The sequence below is a fragment of the Burkholderia sp. WP42 genome, from assembly GCF_000745665.1.
In the GTDB taxonomy this organism is placed as follows: domain Bacteria; phylum Pseudomonadota; class Gammaproteobacteria; order Burkholderiales; family Burkholderiaceae; genus Burkholderia; species Burkholderia vietnamiensis.
The window spans coordinates 53,850-73,970 of record NZ_KN050723.1; the positions used below are offsets into that span (position 1 = coordinate 53,850).

At 63.0% G+C, this 20,121-nt stretch carries 19 protein-coding genes; 12 read left to right on the plus strand and 7 right to left on the minus strand.

What is annotated here, in order from left to right; all coding sequences use genetic code 11:
* Window positions 1–501 precede the first annotated feature (501 nt).
* From EX20_RS22865 to EX20_RS22895, 7 genes are all read left to right on the plus strand, one after another.
* Complete coding sequence (locus tag EX20_RS22865) at window positions 502–900, plus strand: hypothetical protein (RefSeq protein WP_034194866.1); 399 nt, start codon at window positions 502–504, stop codon at window positions 898–900.
* Window positions 901–1,460: 560 nt separating this feature from the next.
* Complete coding sequence (locus tag EX20_RS22870) at window positions 1,461–1,730, plus strand: hypothetical protein (protein WP_011881335.1); 270 nt, start codon at window positions 1,461–1,463, stop codon at window positions 1,728–1,730.
* A gap of 425 nt (window positions 1,731–2,155) precedes the next feature.
* Complete coding sequence (locus EX20_RS22875) at window positions 2,156–3,910, plus strand: ShlB/FhaC/HecB family hemolysin secretion/activation protein (RefSeq protein WP_034194867.1); 1,755 nt, start codon at window positions 2,156–2,158, stop codon at window positions 3,908–3,910.
* A gap of 273 nt (window positions 3,911–4,183) precedes the next feature.
* Complete coding sequence (locus EX20_RS22880) at window positions 4,184–4,774, plus strand: hypothetical protein (protein WP_034194868.1); 591 nt, start codon at window positions 4,184–4,186, stop codon at window positions 4,772–4,774.
* A 531-nt stretch (window positions 4,775–5,305) separates the two neighbouring features.
* Entirely contained in the window at window positions 5,306–6,421 is a 1,116-nt protein-coding gene (locus EX20_RS22885; protein WP_060715424.1) for a hypothetical protein, read from the plus strand.
* Window positions 6,422–6,574: 153 nt separating this feature from the next.
* Window positions 6,575–7,039, plus strand: a complete 465-nt coding sequence (locus EX20_RS22890) for a DUF2846 domain-containing protein (protein WP_014724421.1) — start codon at window positions 6,575–6,577, stop codon at window positions 7,037–7,039.
* Window positions 7,040–7,109: 70 nt separating this feature from the next.
* The gene (locus EX20_RS22895) at window positions 7,110–7,346 is read left to right on the plus strand and encodes a hypothetical protein (protein ID WP_034194870.1); all 237 of its coding nucleotides are present in this window, start codon (window positions 7,110–7,112) and stop codon (window positions 7,344–7,346) included.
* Between the two features lie 109 nt (window positions 7,347–7,455).
* Here the strand turns inward: EX20_RS22895 and EX20_RS22900 are convergent, their stop codons facing one another.
* A complete protein-coding gene (locus EX20_RS22900; RefSeq protein WP_034194871.1) occupies window positions 7,456–9,084 on the minus strand; it encodes an NADP-dependent glyceraldehyde-3-phosphate dehydrogenase in 1,629 nt (542 codons plus the stop codon).
* Between the two features lie 460 nt (window positions 9,085–9,544).
* Window positions 9,545–10,489, minus strand: a complete 945-nt coding sequence (locus EX20_RS22905; protein ID WP_034194872.1) for a LysR family transcriptional regulator — start codon at window positions 10,487–10,489, stop codon at window positions 9,545–9,547.
* Window positions 10,490–10,710: 221 nt separating this feature from the next.
* Between EX20_RS22905 and EX20_RS22910 the strand changes: the two genes are divergently transcribed.
* Entirely contained in the window at window positions 10,711–11,745 is a 1,035-nt protein-coding gene (locus tag EX20_RS22910; RefSeq protein WP_034194873.1) for a DUF1338 domain-containing protein, read from the plus strand.
* Between the two features lie 226 nt (window positions 11,746–11,971).
* Here EX20_RS22910 and EX20_RS22915 read toward each other — a convergent pair whose 3' ends face one another.
* The 3 genes from EX20_RS22915 to EX20_RS32605 all read right to left on the minus strand — a co-directional run bounded on the left by EX20_RS22915 (window position 11,972) and on the right by EX20_RS32605 (window position 12,815).
* Entirely contained in the window at window positions 11,972–12,169 is a 198-nt protein-coding gene (locus EX20_RS22915; RefSeq protein ID WP_014724426.1) for a CsbD family protein, read from the minus strand.
* 53 nt (window positions 12,170–12,222) lie between these two features.
* Window positions 12,223–12,573, minus strand: a complete 351-nt coding sequence (locus EX20_RS22920; RefSeq protein WP_034194874.1) for a BON domain-containing protein — start codon at window positions 12,571–12,573, stop codon at window positions 12,223–12,225.
* 77 nt (window positions 12,574–12,650) lie between these two features.
* Window positions 12,651–12,815: a hypothetical protein gene (locus EX20_RS32605; RefSeq protein ID WP_165927435.1), complete on the minus strand. Its 165-nt coding sequence runs from the start codon at window positions 12,813–12,815 to the stop codon at window positions 12,651–12,653.
* Between the two features lie 384 nt (window positions 12,816–13,199).
* Here EX20_RS32605 and EX20_RS22925 point away from each other — a divergent pair, with 384 nt between their 5' ends.
* From EX20_RS22925 to EX20_RS22940, 4 genes are all read left to right on the plus strand, one after another.
* A complete protein-coding gene (locus EX20_RS22925; RefSeq protein WP_014724427.1) occupies window positions 13,200–14,720 on the plus strand; it encodes a helix-turn-helix transcriptional regulator in 1,521 nt (506 codons plus the stop codon).
* Between the two features lie 153 nt (window positions 14,721–14,873).
* On the plus strand, window positions 14,874–15,077 hold the full coding sequence (locus EX20_RS22930) for a CsbD family protein (RefSeq protein WP_034194875.1): 204 nt from the start codon (window positions 14,874–14,876) through the stop codon (window positions 15,075–15,077).
* Between the two features lie 311 nt (window positions 15,078–15,388).
* On the plus strand, window positions 15,389–16,540 hold the full coding sequence (locus EX20_RS22935) for a branched-chain amino acid ABC transporter substrate-binding protein (protein ID WP_034194876.1): 1,152 nt from the start codon (window positions 15,389–15,391) through the stop codon (window positions 16,538–16,540).
* Window positions 16,541–16,684: 144 nt separating this feature from the next.
* Entirely contained in the window at window positions 16,685–17,857 is a 1,173-nt protein-coding gene (locus EX20_RS22940) for an NAD(P)/FAD-dependent oxidoreductase (protein ID WP_014724430.1), read from the plus strand.
* A gap of 129 nt (window positions 17,858–17,986) precedes the next feature.
* On the opposite strand, the gene EX20_RS22945 is transcribed toward EX20_RS22940, so the two are convergent.
* Window positions 17,987–18,559: a PAS and helix-turn-helix domain-containing protein gene (locus EX20_RS22945; protein ID WP_034194877.1), complete on the minus strand. Its 573-nt coding sequence runs from the start codon at window positions 18,557–18,559 to the stop codon at window positions 17,987–17,989.
* A gap of 88 nt (window positions 18,560–18,647) precedes the next feature.
* Window positions 18,648–19,994 (minus strand): MFS transporter, encoded by a 1,347-nt coding sequence (locus tag EX20_RS22950; protein ID WP_034194878.1) that lies wholly within the window; start codon window positions 19,992–19,994, stop codon window positions 18,648–18,650.
* Between the last annotated feature and the right edge of the window lie 127 nt (window positions 19,995–20,121).

The window sequence follows — 20,121 nt, forward strand, 5'->3', positions numbered from 1 at the left end:
TTTCGAGGTTGAGTCGGTCAAGGCGGCCCGGAGGTTTGTGCAGTTGGCAATGGAAGTCCCTCATCTGCTGTTCGAATACGTGCTAGCAAACCGTGATACTTCAACGGCAGCAGCGGGATACCCATATGAGCAGCGACGCCCCGAACGCTGGGAAGTCTCTGATAGTTGGAACTGCGGCCACCGCCTTAACACCACTTGGACTTCCGCTGGATACGCTTGGAAGCGGTATCGGCGCGAAGATCGCCGTCGGAACCTACAACGGGCTTGTAAGCGCGACGGGAGCGTTCGCAGGGGCAGGAATGGTCAATCCATCGAGCGATCCATCCGCTTCCGCAGCGACTTCGGCAACCGCGTATGGCGTTGGCACCGCAGCGCAAATTTGGCTTCCCGGACACGCGGGGAATATTGCAAACCACGCTGTCCAAATTCTCTCGGGGCCAGCGCAAACGAAGGTCCAGAACAGCCTGAACAATCCGAGTTCCTCAAAATGAGATCGCTCTCATGAATCGCTTGCTAGTTTTCCCGTTCGAACTGATCAATCAAGGCGGGCTAAGCGCGGTTGTCGGGTGCTTATTTTTCGCCATTGGATTATTGCTAATTTTCATCGTTTTCAAAATATCACTTGGCTTACTTAACTTCAGTGTCATGAGTTCGACAACAAAGAAGGGCCGGATAACACGGAAATTCGTCGTGCCGGAACACACCGAGCAGCAAGGTCGGTTGTTGGTCAAAGTGCCTGCTAGAAATATGCTGGAGGTGGACGTGGAGGGTGAATTGTTTGTGATTGGGCCGCCAGATTGGAAATACGAAAGAGTAAGCGAAGGTGATGAAGTTGAGGTTCTGTTGCGCATCGGTCGCCTAACCCGAGCTGAAGTACTCGACGACATCGGGCCGTTCTAACACCGCCGCTGAACGGGGCGTTCCGGCGGGGCGCTAGACAGGAGTGCCGGCGGTTGCAAAAGGGGACACTCGATAACGGTATTGCCCCCGCTTTTCTGGATCCAAGCAGTCGGTTCGGCCCAGCATTCTACGTTGCGGAACAGCCTGTAACATCGTTGGATCAGAATGCGGTAAAAGTGTTGGACGCGATCTGATTTTTGTATTGTGCGAAGCTGATTCTATGGTAAAAGATCGAGCCTATTTCGCTGGAATTGGCCGCGAGTGTATCTAAAGGCAATGCGAATGGGCAGGGCGTGAAAATCGTGACACGCAAATTACCGCGGGCTCCGATTTGTTCGGATTGTTCCGAATGCCGTCATTGATCTTACGCGAAGTCAATTCGAACAGAATCTCGTGGATAATGGATTGGCCGCGACGCCAAAGGGTGGTGCGAACGATGTAACCGTCTACCCAAACGGGAACATTCAGTATACGGTCCGGAACAACGCCAGTTCGGCTGGTGCTGGATTCAATCGCCATTGGTGCTGCCGCGCGGGCGGAAACGCCGTAGGGAAAAATCAATGAAGATCAGATTCATCGAAGATGGAAATCTTACTTCGTGGGTGCGTCTCCTCCTTATCCTTACGGGAATCGGTTTCGCTGCAATCGCAATTGGGTTTGACCTTCCCGTTGTGTGGGCCCGCATTCTCCTGCTTGTTGGATTCGCAATCGCGCTTGTTGGGGGTATGACGAGTCGCGCAAAGATTCTGCACATCAAACCCTTCGGCAACAGTTACAAGAGGGCGCGCAGAAGCTACGAAGTGAAGGGCGATGAGCAGGACAAGTCCTGAAAGCAGCAGATCGTTGCTATACAGTCGGCAGCCTCACCAGAGCGGATACGATTGTGCGGTGAGATACGCGAAAACGGTTTTGAAGGAGCTGAGTATTGGCAAACGGGGGCCGAAGGCCGAATTGTCGCAGGGGACCTGCGTAAGTCGGATCATCGGACGGAAAGCACGATTATGAAATTAGCAGCATCGTGGGTTATCAGGATCTGAACTGCGATGGTTTCAAGAACGACCCTCAATATGCGAATCACGATAAGAATAGCCAGTACATCAAGCCGAATCGAGACGCGTACAACGCGGGACAGCAGCAGTTTGGAACCGGGCGACGGATACAGAATTGCGTAACGAGAATCTCGCGTATGAGCTGACCGGAAAGGCGGTTATTGCGAGGCTAGCAGGCCACTGGCAGAATCAGGGATTAAATTAAAATGAAGATAGCTAAACGGTTGACGGCCCTCCCAATCACGGCCTTGGTGTCGCTCGCGGTACATGCACAGCAGGCCCCCACGCCTGCTGACCAAGCGGCTGCCGCGAAGGCGAACGCCGAACAGGATCGGCAGGCGCAGCAGCAATGGGAAGCACAGCAGCGCGCCGTAACCGTGCGTGCGCCTTCCGTGCGTTCGGAAGTGCCGAAGGTCGAAGCATATCCGGCGCTTCCAACCGAAACACCGTGTTTCCGCATCGACCGCTTCACACTTGACGTTCCTGCCTCGTTGCCTGATGCGGCGAAGGCCCAAGGGGCATCAGCCTTGCCGATGGATCGCTTTGCGTTCGCCCGGGAATGGTTGAACCACTACGAAGGCCAATGCGTTGGTAAGCAAGGCATCGACGTGCTCGTCAAGGGCCTGTCCCAAGCGATCCTGGCCCGCGGCTACGTCACGACGCGCGTGCTCATCCCCGAGCAAGACCTATCGACCGGCACGCTCAAACTCTCGCTGATTCCCGGCATGATTCGTCATGTGCGCTTCGCCGATGAAAAACTGCGGGGCACGTGGAAAACCGCCTTCCCGACCCGCGACGGCGAAGTGCTGAACCTGCGCGATCTCGAGCAAGGTCTCGAGCAAATGAAGCGCGTGTCGAGTCAGGACGTCTCGATGCAAATCGTTCCGGGCGCTCTGCCCGGCGAAAGCGACGTAGTGCTCGACGTGAAGCGCAGCAAGCCGTGGACCGTCGTCGCATCGATCGACAACTCCGGCACCCGCGCCACCGGCAAGCTGCAAGGCAATCTGTCGGTCGGCATCGACAACCCGCTCGGGCTGAACGACATGCTCAACGTCGGCGTCAGCCAAGACCTCGAGTTCGGCGACAAGCGCCTCGGCTCGCACGGCTGGAACGGTTTCTATACGATTCCGTGGGGCTACTGGGCGGCTACGCTGTCCGCCAGCACGAACACGTACTACCAGCAGATCGCGGGCGTGAATCAGACATTCATCGCGAGCGGCAACTCGAAGACAGTCGATTTCAAACTGGCCCGAGTCCTGGCACGCAGCCAGAATGACGTGTTCGGTGGGTACTTCCGGCTGTCGCGCCGTTTTGGTCAGAGTTTCATTGAGGACACCGAGATTTCTCAACAACGCCGCAACAACACGATCATCGAACTCGGCGTGACAGATCGTCACTATTTGGATGGCGCGCAGTTCGACGGCTCGACCGCCTATCGGCAGGGCATCGGCGGTTTCGGCGCGCAGGATGACATGCTCGCAGCTGGCCCAACGTATCGCTTCAAGATGGCAGTGCTTGACGCGAACCTGTCGGTGCCGTTCGTGATTAGCAAACAGCCGTTCCGTTATGTCGGTACGTTCCACGGCCAGTACACGGGGAACACCCTGTACTACCTCGACGACATGACGATCGGTAGCCGATACACGGTGCGCGGCTTCGACGGAGAAACGATGCTCGCCTCGTCGCGCGGTTTCTACTGGCGTAACGAGTTGCAGATGCCGATCGGCCAGACGGGTCAAGCGATTTACGCAGGGTTGGACTACGGCCGCGTATGGGGGCCACAGCCGATCGCGCTCGTCGGCACGCAGTTGGCCGGCGCTGTTATCGGCGTGAAGGGAAGCATCGGGACGCGCTTCGGCGCCTACGCGTATGACCTGTTTGCCGGTACGCCGATCTATAAACCCTCGGGCTTTCCCACTGCGCGCGTCACGTTTGGATTCCAGCTGACTTCGCAGTTTTGAGCGGGCAGCCCTTGCAGGTCACAGTCGAGCGTATGCACGTACTTTGCGTCGAATCGAGAATTACCGTGAAGCAAGAGCGACACACGGTATTTGATTGACGTTTCGCCGCTGATTGGTTGCGTCTGCGCGCTCATTTTGAGCCTGGGCGCCTTGCGTGGCATCAACATCGCCACGCGCTTTTTATGCGTGAATCACGCTGTGCGAGTTAGGGAAAATCGGACAGGTGAAGTGTAGGTGTTGTATTTAGAACTATTTAACAATTGCGGAGAAGCGATGAATAACAAGTCAGCATTGATTGGTCTTATGAGCACCGTGGTCGTGCTCGCTGCATGTGGTGGCGGTGGCGGTGGCGACGGTGGCGGCAGCGCGGCGTCGGGAAATTCGGCCGGCTCGACGTCGCAAACTACGACAACGACGACCGCGGCGTTTTCCTGCCCGGCGACCTACAAGAAACTCAGTTTGTCGAACAACAGCGTCATCGCGAACGCCAACCTCAACCTGACGACCGATGACGGCATTGCGACGCTGACGGTCAAGACACCTGCGAGTGGCCAGACCGGAGACCTGACCATCTGTCTGGGCAAGCCTGATCCGGCGCCGGCCGGCGTAACCGCAAACTACATCTACGAGGTGAAATCTTCGGGCGATCTCCACGCGATGGCATCGTCGACAATGACGCTGAATTTCACGACCAATACCGTTCCGAATCCGAATCCGCCGGTTGTCGAGTTCGCCGACGTGTCCGGCTCGACCGTAGTCTATAAGCAGCTGACCCAGGGCGCATCGTACGCGACTGCACCGAACTACAGTCTGAGCGCGAATGCGCAGGATTCCGGTTTGTACGTCGTTCGACTGACGAAGTGACAACACGTTTCTGATGACCTGACGGTCGAGGTATTGGCTTGCGTGGTGGCGCTCCGCCATCACGCAAGTTTGAAAATCGCCAACGCAACTCGGACATCAACCGAGGTGCCGCTTATCGTCGCAAATCGCGTGATGAGGATATTGGCGAACTTTGATACGATTCGACTCGCACATGGGGTGAATCGAAATTCAGACATAAATCACCAAACCAAACTCATGCGAACGACCAAAACAACCTTGACGCGATCCGTTTGCGCGGCATTAGCGTCAATTCTCTTGATCACGGGGTGTGCGACCAAGCACGCAGCATCACGCAGGACCGCGGTGCAGGAAGGCAGAAATACTTCTATACCGACGAACCTCGCCGCTGACGCTCCGAAGGATGGTGCAAGAATCGTCTTTACGACGAGCGGCATGCCCATGGCGGTGGGCTTTTCGACAAGCACGTCGGATCAGGCATGCACCGGATTCCAATCGGTCGGAGCCGTCTTCGATAGCGGGCGGGGAGCACTACTGCCGTCGATTGCGAGCTTGACCGAGAAGCTCAACAAGGCTGTCCTCAGAACCGAGACGTCGCGCGCGGTAAACGTGAAGCCCGGCGTACAAATCCAGGTCAAGGGTCTCTACGGCGACGATATGGACCGCCGTTCGGATTCGTGCGGACCGTTCGTCACCGCTTTGGTGCCGGAAAAGGGGCACGTGTATCACGTCAATTTTGCGTTCGATGGCACGCAGAGCTGTTCGCAGAGCATGACGGATATTACGGTCCGCGACCATCCGGTTTCCGTGGGGCGTCCGCTTCATTGCTCACTGCGAGATCTCAGAGCTTCGATGGGCGGTAATCCGCTCCGGGCGAAGCACGAGCAGGCGCTTGCGGCTGCTCGGATACACGAGGCGGCTGCAAATTCGGCATTCGACAAGGCGTTGGCGTTGCAGGACGAGGCCGCCGCGCTCGATTCCCTCGGCGAATCCGACGCAGCACTTGCGCGAATCAACGAGGCGTTGCAATTGGCCGATCCCGCCAAAAGCAAGGATTTGATCGCCACGAAAGCCGGCATATTGTTCTCGCTGAACGATCCGCAGCAGGCGCTCTCGGTTCTGGCTCCGGAAATAGAAAAGACGCGCGAGTTCGCGGCGCGCAACCCACAACTTGCACGCGTCGGTGTACTGGGTACCTATACCGAAGGATTCGTCACGGCCACTTTCGCGCATATTCAGTTGCAGCAATGGAAGGCGGCAATCGATACATTGGCCGATGCCGAGGCTCCGCTGGAAGGGCCGAGCTTCTATGCGTACCGTGCGCTGGTCTACCGCTACATCATGGCTCGTGCCCATGATCCCGCGTTGGCGAATCCGCGGCTCGAACGGGACGCGACTTACTACGCCGCGAACGACAAGAACCAATACGGAGTCTTGTTGCGCATATGGCAGGGCGAGGACGCGCTGAAGGCGCTTTCGATCGTCAATGCCGGGTTGTCCGGCGAGGAGCGCCAGGAGGCGGAAGCCGAAGAGCAGTTCTATCTCGGCGCTTATGCGAAGTTCGTCAAAGGCGATGCCGACGCCGCGCGCAGCAGGCTGCGTATCCTCGATGGGATTGCGCCTTACGGCAGTATCGAATGGGTGTACGGCAAACGCGTCCTTCAATAAGGCGCGGTGGACGTAAAGACGGCTTTAAAAAGATGTCGTGCATAATGCGTCGCAAACGCCAACAGGCATTGAGCGGTAGCCGGCATACGCATGGATCGACCAGCGCATAAAAATGATTCGGGGTTAGCTGTCAAAAAACGAGGACCATTAAAAATGAAATTGAAGAAATTGTTCGCGATCGGCGTTTCACTGTCGATTCTGGCCGGTTGTGCGTCGGTACCGATGGGGGATCCGCAGCGCGATGCCGAGCTGAAGACCTTCAACGCTCCGCACGATAAGGCCGCGATTTACGTGTATCGAAACGAGAGCATGGGCGGGGCCGTCAAGATGCCGGTGACGCTCGACGGGAAGATTCTCGGCACGACGGGCGCGAGGACTTACCTGTATAGCGAGGTCGACCCCGGTCACCATCAATTGGTGTCGATGGCTGAAAACGACTCGACGCTGGACGTGGATACGGTCGCAGGGAAGATTTATTACGTATGGCAGGAGGTCAAGATGGGCGTCATGTACGCCCGCAACAAGCTCCAACTCGTCGACGACGTCACCGGACAAACCGGCGTGAAAGAATCGAAGCTGACGGTTCTGAAGTCCGATCAGCCTGATACTGCCAAGTGACCGCGTATTGCTGCTAGTGCTTGCAACCACGCCCGCGCAAGCGGGCGTTCTTCACTGGAGAAGACGTGCGATGACGCATTCACTGGGATCGATTCTGATCATTGTCGGCTTGGCGTCGATCATTCTTTCGCAGATCGGAATCGGGATTCATGTTTTTCTCACCAACCCTGTCAAGGGAATCGTGGGAATGTTCGTGCCGTTCTATCTGTGGGCGTACGCGCGGCGCGAGCGTGCGGGGCGCGTGTTGATTCAATGTTGGTACGCGGGGCTTGCCGCGCTGACTACGGGCGTCGTGCTGGCTTCGTAGACCGGCAACCCTGGCAGGCGTACTCCAGCGCCCGACGGGCATCTCGCGGTAGCGCTCGCGCCGCGCACGTCCCACGCGCGAGCGCCCGCCGCACCACTCCAACCGCGCGTCAGAAAATGAAGCCCGTGTTGATGAACTTCGAGTGGTGATCCGACACGATCGAGTCGAGCAATTGCTTGCTGCCGTCGGTCTGCTTGGCCGCGACCATCGAGCGGATCGAGAACGCACGCAGCGCATCGGTCACCGACAGCGTGCCTTCCGCGGAGTCCTTGCGCCCCGCGAACGGGAACACGTCCGGCCCGCGCTGACACTGGCAATTGATGTTCACGCGGCACACCTGGTTCACGAGCGGGTCGACGAGCGCGCCGATCTGCGCCGGATCGGAACCGAAAATGCTCACCTGCTGGCCATGCTCCGACGTCGTCACGTAGTCGAGCGCGGTCTCCACGTCGTCGAACGGTGCGACCGGAATGATCGGCCCGAACTGCTCTTCGCGATACAGCTTCATCCCTTCCGACACCGGATACACGACGGCCGGATAGAACAGCGTCTTGCTGAATTCGCCGCCCGACGCATTGACGACCTGCGCGCCCTTCGCCTTCGCGTCGTCGATCGCGTCGGTCATGTACGCGGTGCGATGCATGCCCGGCAGCGGCGTGATGCCGACGCCTTTCTCCCACGGCATGCCGATCTTCAACTGCTCGAGCGCGGCGGTGAAACGCTTCAGGAATTCGTCGACGATCGACCGATGCACGAGCAGCATCTTCAGCGCTGTGCAGCGCTGCCCGTTGAACGACAGCGCGCCGAGCAGGCATTCCTTGACGGTGAGGTCGAGGTCGGCATCGGGCAGCACGATCGCCGCGTTCTTCGCATCGAGGCCCAGAATCGCGCGCAGCCGGTGCGACTTCGGATGCTGCTTCTTCAGGTGATCGGCGACCTTGCTCGAACCGATCAGCGCAAGCACGTTGATCTTGCCCGAGGCCAGCATGTGCGGCACGACGACCGCGCCCGGCGCGTAGATGGTGTTGATCACGCCTTTCGGAAACGCGGCGCGGAACGCGTCGAGCAGCGGCTCGAACAGCAGCGTGCCGTACTGAGGCGGCTTGAACACGACGGTGTTGCCCATCAGCAGCGCGGGGATCAACGTCGCGAAGGTCTCATTCAACGGATAGTTGTACGGGCCCATGCACAGCACGACGCCGAGCGGCGTGCGGCGAATCTGCCCGATCGTGCCTTCGGCGATCACGAAACGCGAGTTCGCGTTGTCGAGCTCCTTCAGCGCATCGATCGTCTGCGTCATGTAGGTGACGGTGCGATCGAACTCCTTCTGCGAATCGGCAAGGCTCTTGCCGATCTCCCACATGATCAGGTTCACGACCCGCTCGCGCTGCGCGACCATCCGCCGGATGAAGTCCTGCATGCATGCGATGCGCTGCTCGACCTTCATCGTCGGCCATTCGCCGCGGCCCGAATCGTACGCGCGCACCGCGGCGTCGAGCGCCGCGTCGCTTTCCGTCTCGCCCATCACCGGATAGCTGCCGATCTCCAGCTGCGCGACGCTGCCGTCGGCTTCGCGCACGCACACGGGCGACAGCACGGTCTTGGTCGCGCCGTCCCACGCGCGCAGTTCGCCGTCGACCAACGATACGCGCTGATGGATCGGCGCGGCGAGACGGAACTCGGCGGGAATGTCCTGATGAGCGGGAAACAGCTGCTGCAGCGAAGCGGAGTCGGGCATGACGGTCTCGTTTGACAGGTGTCCGGAAGGACGGGAGCGATGCGCAATCCTGGGCCGAATGGAGGCGATCCTGAACCGCCATCATGACGCGCGCACGACGAGGCGTCATGCAGATCGACCACCGAAACGCGGATTGGAACCAGTTCCATTAAAAGCGAATGCCGCGCCGATTGCAACCAGTGCAGAACGCAGGCGTCTCGAGCGTAAGCGCTTTGTAGGAATGTTTCGGAATCCGCGGAATTGCGCGTTCGCCGCATGCGCAAACGTTTCACTTCGGCCGCTTTGGGCGGATAATGGCCCGACGCGACGAAGCAAAAATGCCCGGAACCTGAGAGAAAACACACGAAGTCAACGAGCGAAGCAAGGTCCGTCGCGTTGCCGAAGCAAGATCGGCTGCCCGGAGCGCCGGGGCGGGGTTGCCCGCCCGGCGCGCACCGGATCCTGCCGCGCCACGGCGCCGTCACGCCACGTCTTCGTCATCCTCCGCGTCGCCGAGCGCGTCGCGCCCGGGCGCCGCATACGCGCTCGCCTGCTCCAGCAACCACGCGCGGAACGACTCGAGCGGCTTGCTGTGACTGAACTCCGTCGGATACACGAGGTAGTACGCGGAATCGCCGACCGTCGCGGCGTCGCACGGCACGACGAGCCCGAGCTGCTGCAACTGCTGCTCGACGAAGAACTTCGGCACCAGCGCGATCCCGAGCCCGGCCGCCGCCGCGCTGATCAGCATCGTATGCAGCTCGTAGCGCACGCCCTGCATCGTGCGGATGTCCTCGACGCCGTGCGTCTCGAACCACTGCGCCCACGCGCCGGGGCGCGTCGTCGAGTGCAGCAGCGGATAGGCGAGCAGATCCTCCACGCGTTCGACCGGGCGCTCGAGCAGCGCGGGCGCGCAGATCGGCACGACTTCTTCGCCGAACAGGTAGTCGGACGACGTGCCGGGCCAGGTCGGCTTGCCGTAGTGGATCGCCGCTTCGAAATGTGTGTCCTCGAACGAGAACAGATCGGTGCGGCTGCCCATGTTGACGCGCACGTCAGGCGTGTGGTCGTAGAAGCTCTTGATGCGCGGAATCAGCCAGTGCGACGCGAAGGTCGGCAGCACCGCGAGCTCCAGGTAGCCGCCGCCGCTGCCGTGCGCGATGATCGACAGCGTGTCGCGATCGAGCGCTTCGAGCGCACGCCGCACCTGCGTGCCGTACAGCTTGCCGGCGCGCGTGAGCACCACGCGCTGCTTCACGCGCGCGAACAGCCGCACGCCGAGGCTCGCTTCGAGCGTCGCGATCTGCCGCGATACCGCGCTTTCGGTGAGGAACAGCTCTTTCGCCGCGTGCGTGAAGCTCTCGTGGCGCGCTGCGGCTTCGAAAGCCACGAGCGCCCCCATGTTGGGAATCTTGAATTTGCGCATGATGCTCGTTGTGTCCGACGAACGGGGCCGCAGGGGCGGCCCACAGCGGCGAGAACGCCGACTGATTCCAAAAACTCATCACATCTCAATTTAATCTCGCTTTACGGGCGGCTGCAAGCCTTTGAATAATGCATCCCACGCAAGGCCAGGCGCGCCAGTGGGGCGCCTGGCCGCCGAGTGGCCGGCGCGTTTGCCGGCGATGCCCCGAACCGAGAAACCCGATGCGTAATCCGAATATCGAAAGCCTGCTGACCCGGCTGCTGGGACAGGCAAAGACCGACGCCCTGTTCGCGACGTTGAACATGCCGTCCATCCTCGAAGAATGGGAAACCGACGTCGTCACGCGCGCGGAAATCGCGCAGGCGATGAACATGGCGCTGTTCGAAGGGCTGCTCGAGCGTTCAGCGAACGGGCGCGCGTACACGGCCGACGCGGTCGAGGGCGGCGGCTCGGTCTACTTCGATCATGGCGCGCTGCGCACGGTGCGCTGGCCGCATACGGGCGCGCTGCCGCCGGGCGAGGCGGCGTTCGCGCGCATCCTGCGTCCGCTCGGCTTCCGGCTGAACGGCCGCTATCAGCTCGACAAGCTAGGCATGACCGGCCGCGCCTATGCGCACGAAGACGCGCCCGACGAGATCGCCCAGTTCTTCGTCAGCGAATTGCATCCGGAGCGTTTCTCGAAGGAATTCCAGCAGGCGGTGACGAACGTGGTGAGCTCGTCGCGCGATCCGCTGTCGCCGGCGGCCGTCGCGCTGCTGTGGGAGATCGAGCGCGAAGGCTGGCTGCCGATCGATGCGGCGCACGCGCTGCTGCCCGAGATCGTCGGCGCGTTCGCGCGCCAGCACGATGTGCCGAGCGAGCTCGACTACGACACGCTGCTGCTCGAATCCGCCGAGATGGCCTGGATCGCGACCGAGGGCAACGCGTTCAACCATGCGACCGACCGCGTGGCCGACGTGTTCAAGCTGTCCGATGACGAGAAGGCGAAGGGCCGGCCGATGAAGCCGGAAGTCGAGCGTTCGCGCTCGGGCCGCGTGTTCCAGACGGCCTACCGCGCGGACGTCGTCGAGCGCGAGTTCCGCACGCGCGACGGCGGCACGGTCAAGCGCAACGTGCCGGGCTCGTTCTACGAGTTCATCACGCGCCGTCGCACGTTCGACCAGGCGACGCGCCGCTGGGTGACCGACCTGCGTTTCGATGCGGGCAACGCGCAGGGCATCTTCAAGATGACGGCGAACGCGGCGAAGCAGGCATAAGCGCGCTACTCATCGAAGAACGGGCCGGCGGCTGAGGACAGCCGCCGGCCCGTTGGCGTTGAATGGACTGCGCAATCGGTCAGAACAGGTGCATGACGAGGTAGAACAGCACCAGCACGCCCAGCGGCACGCCGAGCAGCCATGCAATCAGGTACTTGCCCATGTCGTTGTCCTCCACGTGGCCGCGACGCGCAGCGCGTCGCGGCGGGGTATGACGACCGGTTCGTTACAGCCCGCTATCGAAGTCCTTCAGTTGTCGCTCGGCTTCGTCGCGGGCGATCCCGTAACGCTCCTGGATCTTGCCGACCAGATAGTCGCGGTTGCCTTCGGCGACGGCCAGGTCGTCATCGGTCAGCTTGCCCCACTTCGCCTTGACCTTGCCAGTGAGCTGCTTCCATTGGCCCTTGATCTTGTCTTCGTTCATCATTTGCTCCTCGAGTTAGGGGAAAAAAGTGCGGCGCTCGGGCGCGCAACGGTTCACGCCTTCGGTTTCAGTCCCGCCGCGTCGACGTGCTTCACGCCCTTGATCGAACGCGTGACGGCGACGGCCTTCTTCACTGCGGTGCGGGTCGGCAGTACGCCGGTCAGCGTGACGACGCCGTCGACGGTCTTCACGCTGATGTCGGTGCTCTTCACACCGTCGGTGGTGGCGAGTTCGCTCTTCACCTTGGTGGTGATCCACGTGTCGGTCACCGGCTGATTCGACTCGCTGGTCATGCTGCTGTCGGTCGACGACGCCTGGGTCTGGGCATGCGTGAGCGGCGCAGCGCAGAGCAGGAAGGACGCGCTGATCGCGAGGACGGTCGAGAGATGCGAGGTCTTGTTCATCGATGTTCTCCTTCGATCTTATGGTTGAAAAAATGCTGCGGTCGTACGGTCGATAGGGATCGCGCGACGGCTCGCCGTCAACGTGCGATCGGCGTGTCGTAGCCGGGCTCGCGCGGTGGCATGTCCGGGCGCGGCACGTCGGGCGGCAACGGCACCGGCGGGTCGATGCCCGGCGCCGGTTCGGGCGGATTGTCCGGGGCCGGTTCGGGCCGCGTCGGATCGGGTGTCTGATGCAGCTTCATCAGGATGTCCTCCTCTGCGGTGTTGCTGGGCAGCGCGGGAGCGCCGATGTGTTACCAGCGTACCGACGAGAACGCACGCGCACATCGCGCAAATTCACCGGATGCGCTAGTGCGTTTGCATGGGGACGGAACGGCGGGGCAGGAACGACGCGTGCTTCGTACCTGCGCAAGCGCCCGCCGCACGCGGCGCAGCGCGGCTGCGCGCGCGTGGCGCGCTCGCGCACGCAGCGGCGGCGCGGCGCGAATGTACTATTGCGCGGGGTGCATCGGCGCGCGTCGAGCGTAGCGACGGCGCCGGCTCCTCGCGGCATCCACCGGCCCGGCGCATGCCCGCGCGGGCGCGACGCGGCCGGCAACCATGCAGACGACGTGGATCATCAATCAATGGACGAACGAGTGAACGAACAGGCGCTCAAGTCGCATACCGATCGGCGCCAACTACATCAGATCATCGCGGGGCTCACCGAGGGCGTGATCCTCATCGAACCGGACCAGCGCATCGTGTGGGCGAACGAGGCCGCGCTCGCGATGCACGGCGTGACCGAGCTCGCCGAGCTGGGCGCGGACGTCACCGAGTATCGCGCGCGCTTCCGGCTGCGCTACCGGAACAATCGTCCGGTGCGTCACGGCCACTATCCGATGGACCGCGTGATCGCGGGCGAGCAGTTCAGCGACGTGACCGTCGAAGTCGAATCGGCCGCCGACGCGAACGTGAGCTGGGTCCACCGGATCCGCAGCCTCGTGTTGACGAATGCGGCCGGCGAGCCCGATTGCCTCGCGCTCGTGTTGCACGACGCAACCGAATGGGCGAGCGCCGAGGACCGCTTCGAGCGCACCTTCAACACGAACCCCGCGCCGGCCGCGATCTGCCGGCTCGACGATCTGCGCTATGTGAAGGTCAATCAGGGCTTTCTCGACATGACGGGCTACGCCCGCGACGAAGTGCTCGGCCGCTCCGTCTATGAAGTGGACGTGCTCGAACAGGCCGAGCGGCGCGAACTGGCGATCGAGCGGCTCGCCGAGCGCGCGACCATTCCGCAGATGGAGGCCGTGGTCAAACGCGCGGACGGCAGCCCGAATGCGGTCGTCGTTGCCGGGCAGCCGATCGACATGAACGGCGAAGCATGCATGCTGTTCACCTTCATGGACCTCGAGCCGCGCCGGCAGGCCGAGCTTGCGCTGCGGCAGAGCGAGGAGCGCTTCGCGAAGGCGTTCCGGATGGCGCCGGTGGCTACCGCGATCGTCACGGCCGACGGCTTCGTGCTGCTCGACGTGAACGACGCCTTCGTCGCGATGACCGGCCATCCGCGCGACGACCTGCTCGGCAAGTCCGCCGACGAAATTGGCCTGTGGGCCGAGCGCGGCGCGCGCGAGCAGCTCGACGGCCAGCTCGCGCGCGACGGCGGCGTGCGCAACGCGGACGTGCAGATCCGCACGCGCGAAGGCGACCTGCGCGATTGCGTGGTGTCGGCCGACCCGGTCGCGATTCACGGCCAGGACTGCGTGCTGATCGCGCTGCTCGACATCAGCGACCGCAAGCGCACCGAGATGGAGCTCGTCTATGCGATCGAGACGGCGATGCAGGATGCGTCGTGGTTCAGCCGCACACTGATCGAGAAGCTCGCGAACGTGCGGCGCGCGAATGCGCCGGACGCGGGGCCGCAGCTGTCGGATCTCACCGCGCGCGAGCGCGACGTGTTCGATCTGCTGTGTCAGGGCCTCGCCGACAAGGAGATCGCCGGCCGCCTCGGCCTCGCGCCGAACACGGTCCGCAATCACGTCGCGACGATCTACGCGAAACTCGACGTGCACAGCCGCGGCGAGGCCATCGTATGGGCGCGCGAGCGCGGCGTCGTCGGCGCGGCCGATCCGAACGTCGCGCGCACCGACAAGGGCGGCGACTGACGCCGTCCCGTATGCGATCGGTGCGAATGCACCAGCCACGATGATGCATCCGCATCTGCCGCGCATTGCGCGCGGCTGCGATCCTGTCCCCTCGGCGGCACGGCGCGCTGGCCGTGCGGCCGACTCTCCCTCAACTCATCGCAGGAGACGACCATGGATAGAAATCGCATCGAAGGCAAGCTCAAACAGGTGAAGGGTTCGGTCAAGGAAGCGCTCGGCAAGGTGACCGGCGACCGCGAGACGGAAGCGGAGGGCGTCGCCGAACAGCGGGCCGGGAAGCTCCAGGAGCAAGCTGGCGAGGCGGCCGACGCGGTGCGCAGGCATACGGGCATCGATACGCATATCGACCGGCACTGAGCGCTGCGCCGGCGGCAGCGTCGCGGCGCGCCTCATCGCCCCTCGGCCGGTGATGATTCTTCCACGGCATCACCGCGCGCCGCGGCTTGCCACCGTACCGGCGCGCGTTCGACCCGACGTACTTCGTTGCCGGCCCGTCCATGCGCGGGCCGGCGCGTCGTCGGCCATACCGTCGGGTGATGACAATTCCTCACAACGTAGTTCCGATATTTCGTTTGCGGCACGCGTATTGGCTACCCACAATCGGCTCACCTGTTGCGCGCGCGATAGCCGCGCACCGTGCCCCGACCCATAAAAGAAAGGATTCGCCGATGACGTTCCGCACTCGCTCGCTTTCCGGCATGGCGCTGGCCGCCGCGCTTCTCGCGTTCCAGACCGGCGCGGCTCACGCGCAGGAAGCGGTCGTCAAGGTCGGCGTGGCCGTGCCGCTGACCGGCAGCGGCGCCGCCTACGGCAAGGACATCGAGAACGGCGTGCGGATGGCCGTCGACGAGGCGAACGCGGCGCGGCCGACACTCGGCGGCAAGCCGGTGAAGTTCGTCGTCGCGTCGCAGGACGACCAGAGCGATCCGCGCATCGGCGTCCAGGCGGCGCAGCAGCTGACCGACGCGCAGGTCGCGGTCGTGATCGGCCATTTCAATTCGGGCACGACGCTGCCGGCTTCGAAGATCTACGCGAAGGCCGGCATTCCGATGATCACGCCGTCGGCCACCAATCCCGACATCACGCGCGCCAGGCTCGGCACCGTGTATCGCGTGATCGCCACCGACGCGCAGAACGCCGGCAATGCCGGCGCGTATGCGGCGGGCGTGACCAAGGCGAAGCGCATCGCGATCATCGACGACCGCACTGCGTTCGGTCAGGGCGAAGCCGACGAGTTCGAGAAGGCGGTGAAGGCGGCGGGCGGCACGATCGTCGCGCGCGAATTCACGAACGACAAGGCCGTCGACTTCAGCGCGCAGCTCACCAAGATCAAGAGTGCGAACGCGGACCTCGTGTTCTTCGGCGGGCTCGATGCGCAGTCCGCGATGCTGGTCAAGCGGATGCGCCAGCTCGGCGTGCGTGCGCAGTTCCTCGCGGGCGGCGGCGTGATGAACGCCAACTTCATCAGGCTCGCCGGCAATGCGGCCGAAGGCGCGGCCGTGTGGGAGTACGGGCAGCCGCTCGCACGGCTCGCGAAGGGCAAGCAGTTCGAGACGAAGTTCAGGCAGAAGTACGGCGTCGACATGCTCGCCTATGCGCCGTTCGCCTACGACGCGACCTGGATCGCGATCAATGCGATGCAGAAGGCGAATTCGGCGAAGCCGGCCGACTTCAACGGCGCGCTCAAGAGCACGCGCTACGACGGCATCACCGGCACGATCGCGTTCACGACCACGGGCGACCTGAAGAACCCGAGCTCGACGCTGTATGAAGTGAAGAACGCCGCGTGGCAGCCGGTCACCACGCAGACGGCCGATTGAGCGCCGCACGCGCTCTTTCGCGGCGCGGCGTGACGTGCTGAAATAGCCGCAACGATCGGGCGCGCACGATACGCGCGACGCGGCACGAACAACCTTCGGGCGCGGCCGGCTGGCCGCGCCTTTCATGTGCAACTGGAGTCAGTCGTGAGTTCTCAAGTCGTCATCGTCGGCGGTGGTGTGATCGGCAGCTCGATCGCCTATTTCCTGCGCGCCACCGATCCGACGGTTTCCGTGACCGTCATCGAGCGCGATCCCACCTATGCGAAGTCGTCGTCGGCGCTGTCGGCCGCGTCGATCCGCCAGCAGTTCTCGACGCCGCTGTCGATCGAGATGTCGCTGTTCGGCATCGCGTTCCTGCGCAATATCGGCGAACGGCTCGAAGTCGACGGAACGCAGCCGTCGATCGATCTGCATGAAGGCGGTTACCTGTTCCTCGCGACGCCGGCCGGCGATGCGACGCTGCGCGAAAACCACGCGCTGCAGACGAGGCTCGGCGCCGATATCCATCTGCTGGACCGCGACGCGCTGCGTGCGAAGTTCCCGTGGCTGAACGTCGACGATCTCGTGTCGGGCGCTTACGGCGCGAGCGGCGAAGGATGGTTCGACGGCTACGGGCTCGTGCAGGCGCTGCGCAAGAAGGCGCAGGCGCTCGGCGCGCGCTATGTGGCGGCCGACGTGACCGGCGTCGTGCGCGATGGCCGCAAGATCACGCACGTGGTGACGAACGACGGCGAGCGCCATGCATGCGACACGCTCGTCAATGCGGCCGGCGCGTGGACGCGCACGCTGTCGTCGATGATGGGCATCGACATTCCGGTGTATGCGCGGCGCCGCAGCATCTTCAACGTGTCGTCGCCGGCGAAGCTCGCCGATTGCCCGCTGCTGATCGATCCGACCGGCGTGTATTTCCGGCCGGAAGGGCGCACGTATATCTGCGGGACGTCGCCGAGCCCGGATCGCGATCCCGACGATCTGCCGCTCGACGAGGTCGATCACGATCTGTTCGACGAGGTGATCTGGCCGACGCTCGCGAACCGCGTGCCGGAGTTCGAGGCGCTGCGCGTGGAGAATTGCTGGTCCGGGTACTACGAGTACAACGTGTTCGACCACAACGCGATCATCGGGTATCACCCCGAGCTCGACAACGTCGTGTTCGCGAACGGGTATAGCGGGCACGGGCTGCAGCAGGGGCCTGCCACGGGGCGTGGCGTGAGTGAACTGATTCTGGGCGGGCGGTACGAAACGCTCGACCTGTCGTCGCTCGGCTGGGAGCGTGTGCTGGAAAACCGGCCGATCGTCGAAAAGAACGTCGTGTAGTGCGGCGCGCCCGCCTGGCGTGGTCCGGGCGGGGTTCTCCTCGGATCTCGATCTGATTGGCCCGGCTTTGCCGGGCTTTTTTTCGTCCGCGGCGGCCGTGCAGCGCGCAGTGGGGACCGGGCGGGACGCTCAAGCCAGCAAGCACGCAATCAGGTCATGCGTCGTGCGCACCTCATACTTCCTCAACAAACTCGCACGATGAATATCGACGGTGCGCGGGCTGATGCTCAGCTCCTTGCCGATTTCCTTGCTCGTCAGGCCATGCACCAGCAGCGCCGCGACGTCGCGCTCGCGATCGGTCAGCGTGCCGGTGACATCGGGATGCTTGGAGTTTTCCGACAGATCGGTGAAGGTCCACACGGCCAGCTCGAACGGCCGCTTCGGGTTGTATCCGAAGCCGCGGACGGTGACCCAGAAATGACTGCCGTCGACCCGCCGCATGATGCGGTCGTCGCTGAAGCCGGCATGCTTCGCGAGCAGCGGCGCAAGGCGGCGGCCGGTCGTCGCGAAGTCCTTCTGTTGCGGATAGAGCTTCGCGAACGACTGGTCGATGATGTCGTCGCGGGTCGCCCTGAACAGTTGCAGCGCCTTCTCGTTGCACTCGACCATGATCCGCTCTTTCGCCACGATCGCCGCGACGGGCAGGTGCCTGAAGAGATCTTCGTAGTCGAGGCTGGGCATCGTGTCGGTCATGGTCGGCATCCCGTCGCCCGGCCCGAACGACGTTCGAACCGGGCGAGCGGTGACAAGGGCGGAATCGTGAAGACCGTTCATGATATCCGCCCGCCGCTCACACGGCGCCTTCGACGCTGCGCTCGGCGTTGCGGGCCGCTCGGCCCGTCGCCGGGCCGGCGTCCTCGAGCGCCGTCTTCGACGTTTCCGGCAGCGCCAGCCCGCCGATCATCGCGAAGATCGCCACGGCGATCAGGTAGTACGCGGGCGACAGGTTGGTGCCGGTCGCGGAGATCAGCCACGTCGCGACGAGCGGCGCGGTGCCGCCGAAGATCGTGTAGGCGAGGTTGTAGGTGATCGCGGAGGCCGTATAGCGGGTCTTCGTCGCGAACACTTCGGACATCAGCGGTGCCGTCACCACGCCGGAGAACACCGCGCCGATGGCCAGCAGAGCGACGCCGAGCAGCGATTGCGACAACACGCCCGAGCCGCCGAGCGAGAACGCCGGATACACCGACACGATGATGAACAGGCCGGTGGTCGCGATCGTCGCGCGGCGGCCGACGAGGTCGGAGAAGAAGCCGGCGACCGGACACAGTGCCGCGGCGAAGAACAGCGCAAGCACCGTCACGAGCAGCGACGTGCCGCGCGACAGGTGGCCGGCGACCTGGAGGTAGGTCGAGAAGTACGTCGTGAACGTATAGAACGACAGCGCGGTGACCGACACGAACGCACCGAGCTTCAGGATGTTCCACGATTGCGAGCGCAGCGTTTCCATCAGCGGCGCATGCGCGACGTCGTGCTTGCCCTCGAGCGCCTGGAACGCAGGCGTTTCGTTCAGGTTCACGCGCAGATAGACGCCGATCAACCCGACCGGCGCCGCGATGAGGAACGGCACGCGCCAGCCCCAGTCGATCATCGCCTGCGACGACAGCGACGATTCGAGCAGATACGCGACCACGGCCGCGCACGCGAACGACGAGAACGTCGAGACCGGCACGAAGCTGCCGAAGAACGCGCGGCGGCGGCGCGGCGCGTGTTCCATCACGTACGCGCACGCACCCGCATATTCGCCGCCGGCCGAAAAGCCCTGCACGCAGCGAATGATCGTGAGCAGCAGCGGCGCCCAGTAGCCGATGCTCGCGTAAGTGGGCAGCAGGCCGATCAGCGTCGTCGACCCGGCCATCATCAGGATCGTCAGCGCGAGCGTGCGCTTGCGGCCGATCCGGTCGCCGATCACGCCGAACACCAGGCCGCCGAGCGGACGGAACGCGAACGCCACCGCAAACACGGCGAACGTCTTCAGCAGCCCGATCGTCGGATCGCCGCTCGGGAAAAACTCGCGCGTCAGGATCGTCGCGAGGAAGCCGTAGGCGGCGAAATCGAACCATTCGACGAAATTGCCGATCGACGCTGCGGCGATCACACGCCGTAGCGTGCGGGTATCGACGTCCTGGGTGGTCATGGTCGTGTCCTCTCTAGGTGTGGCGCTTGGGTTCGCGCCGAAAACCATGGTAGGGACGCCAATTACCTAGGTCGATAGGTGTCAATTACCTAGGTAATCGAGGGCGGCTGCGAATGTCCGCCCGGAC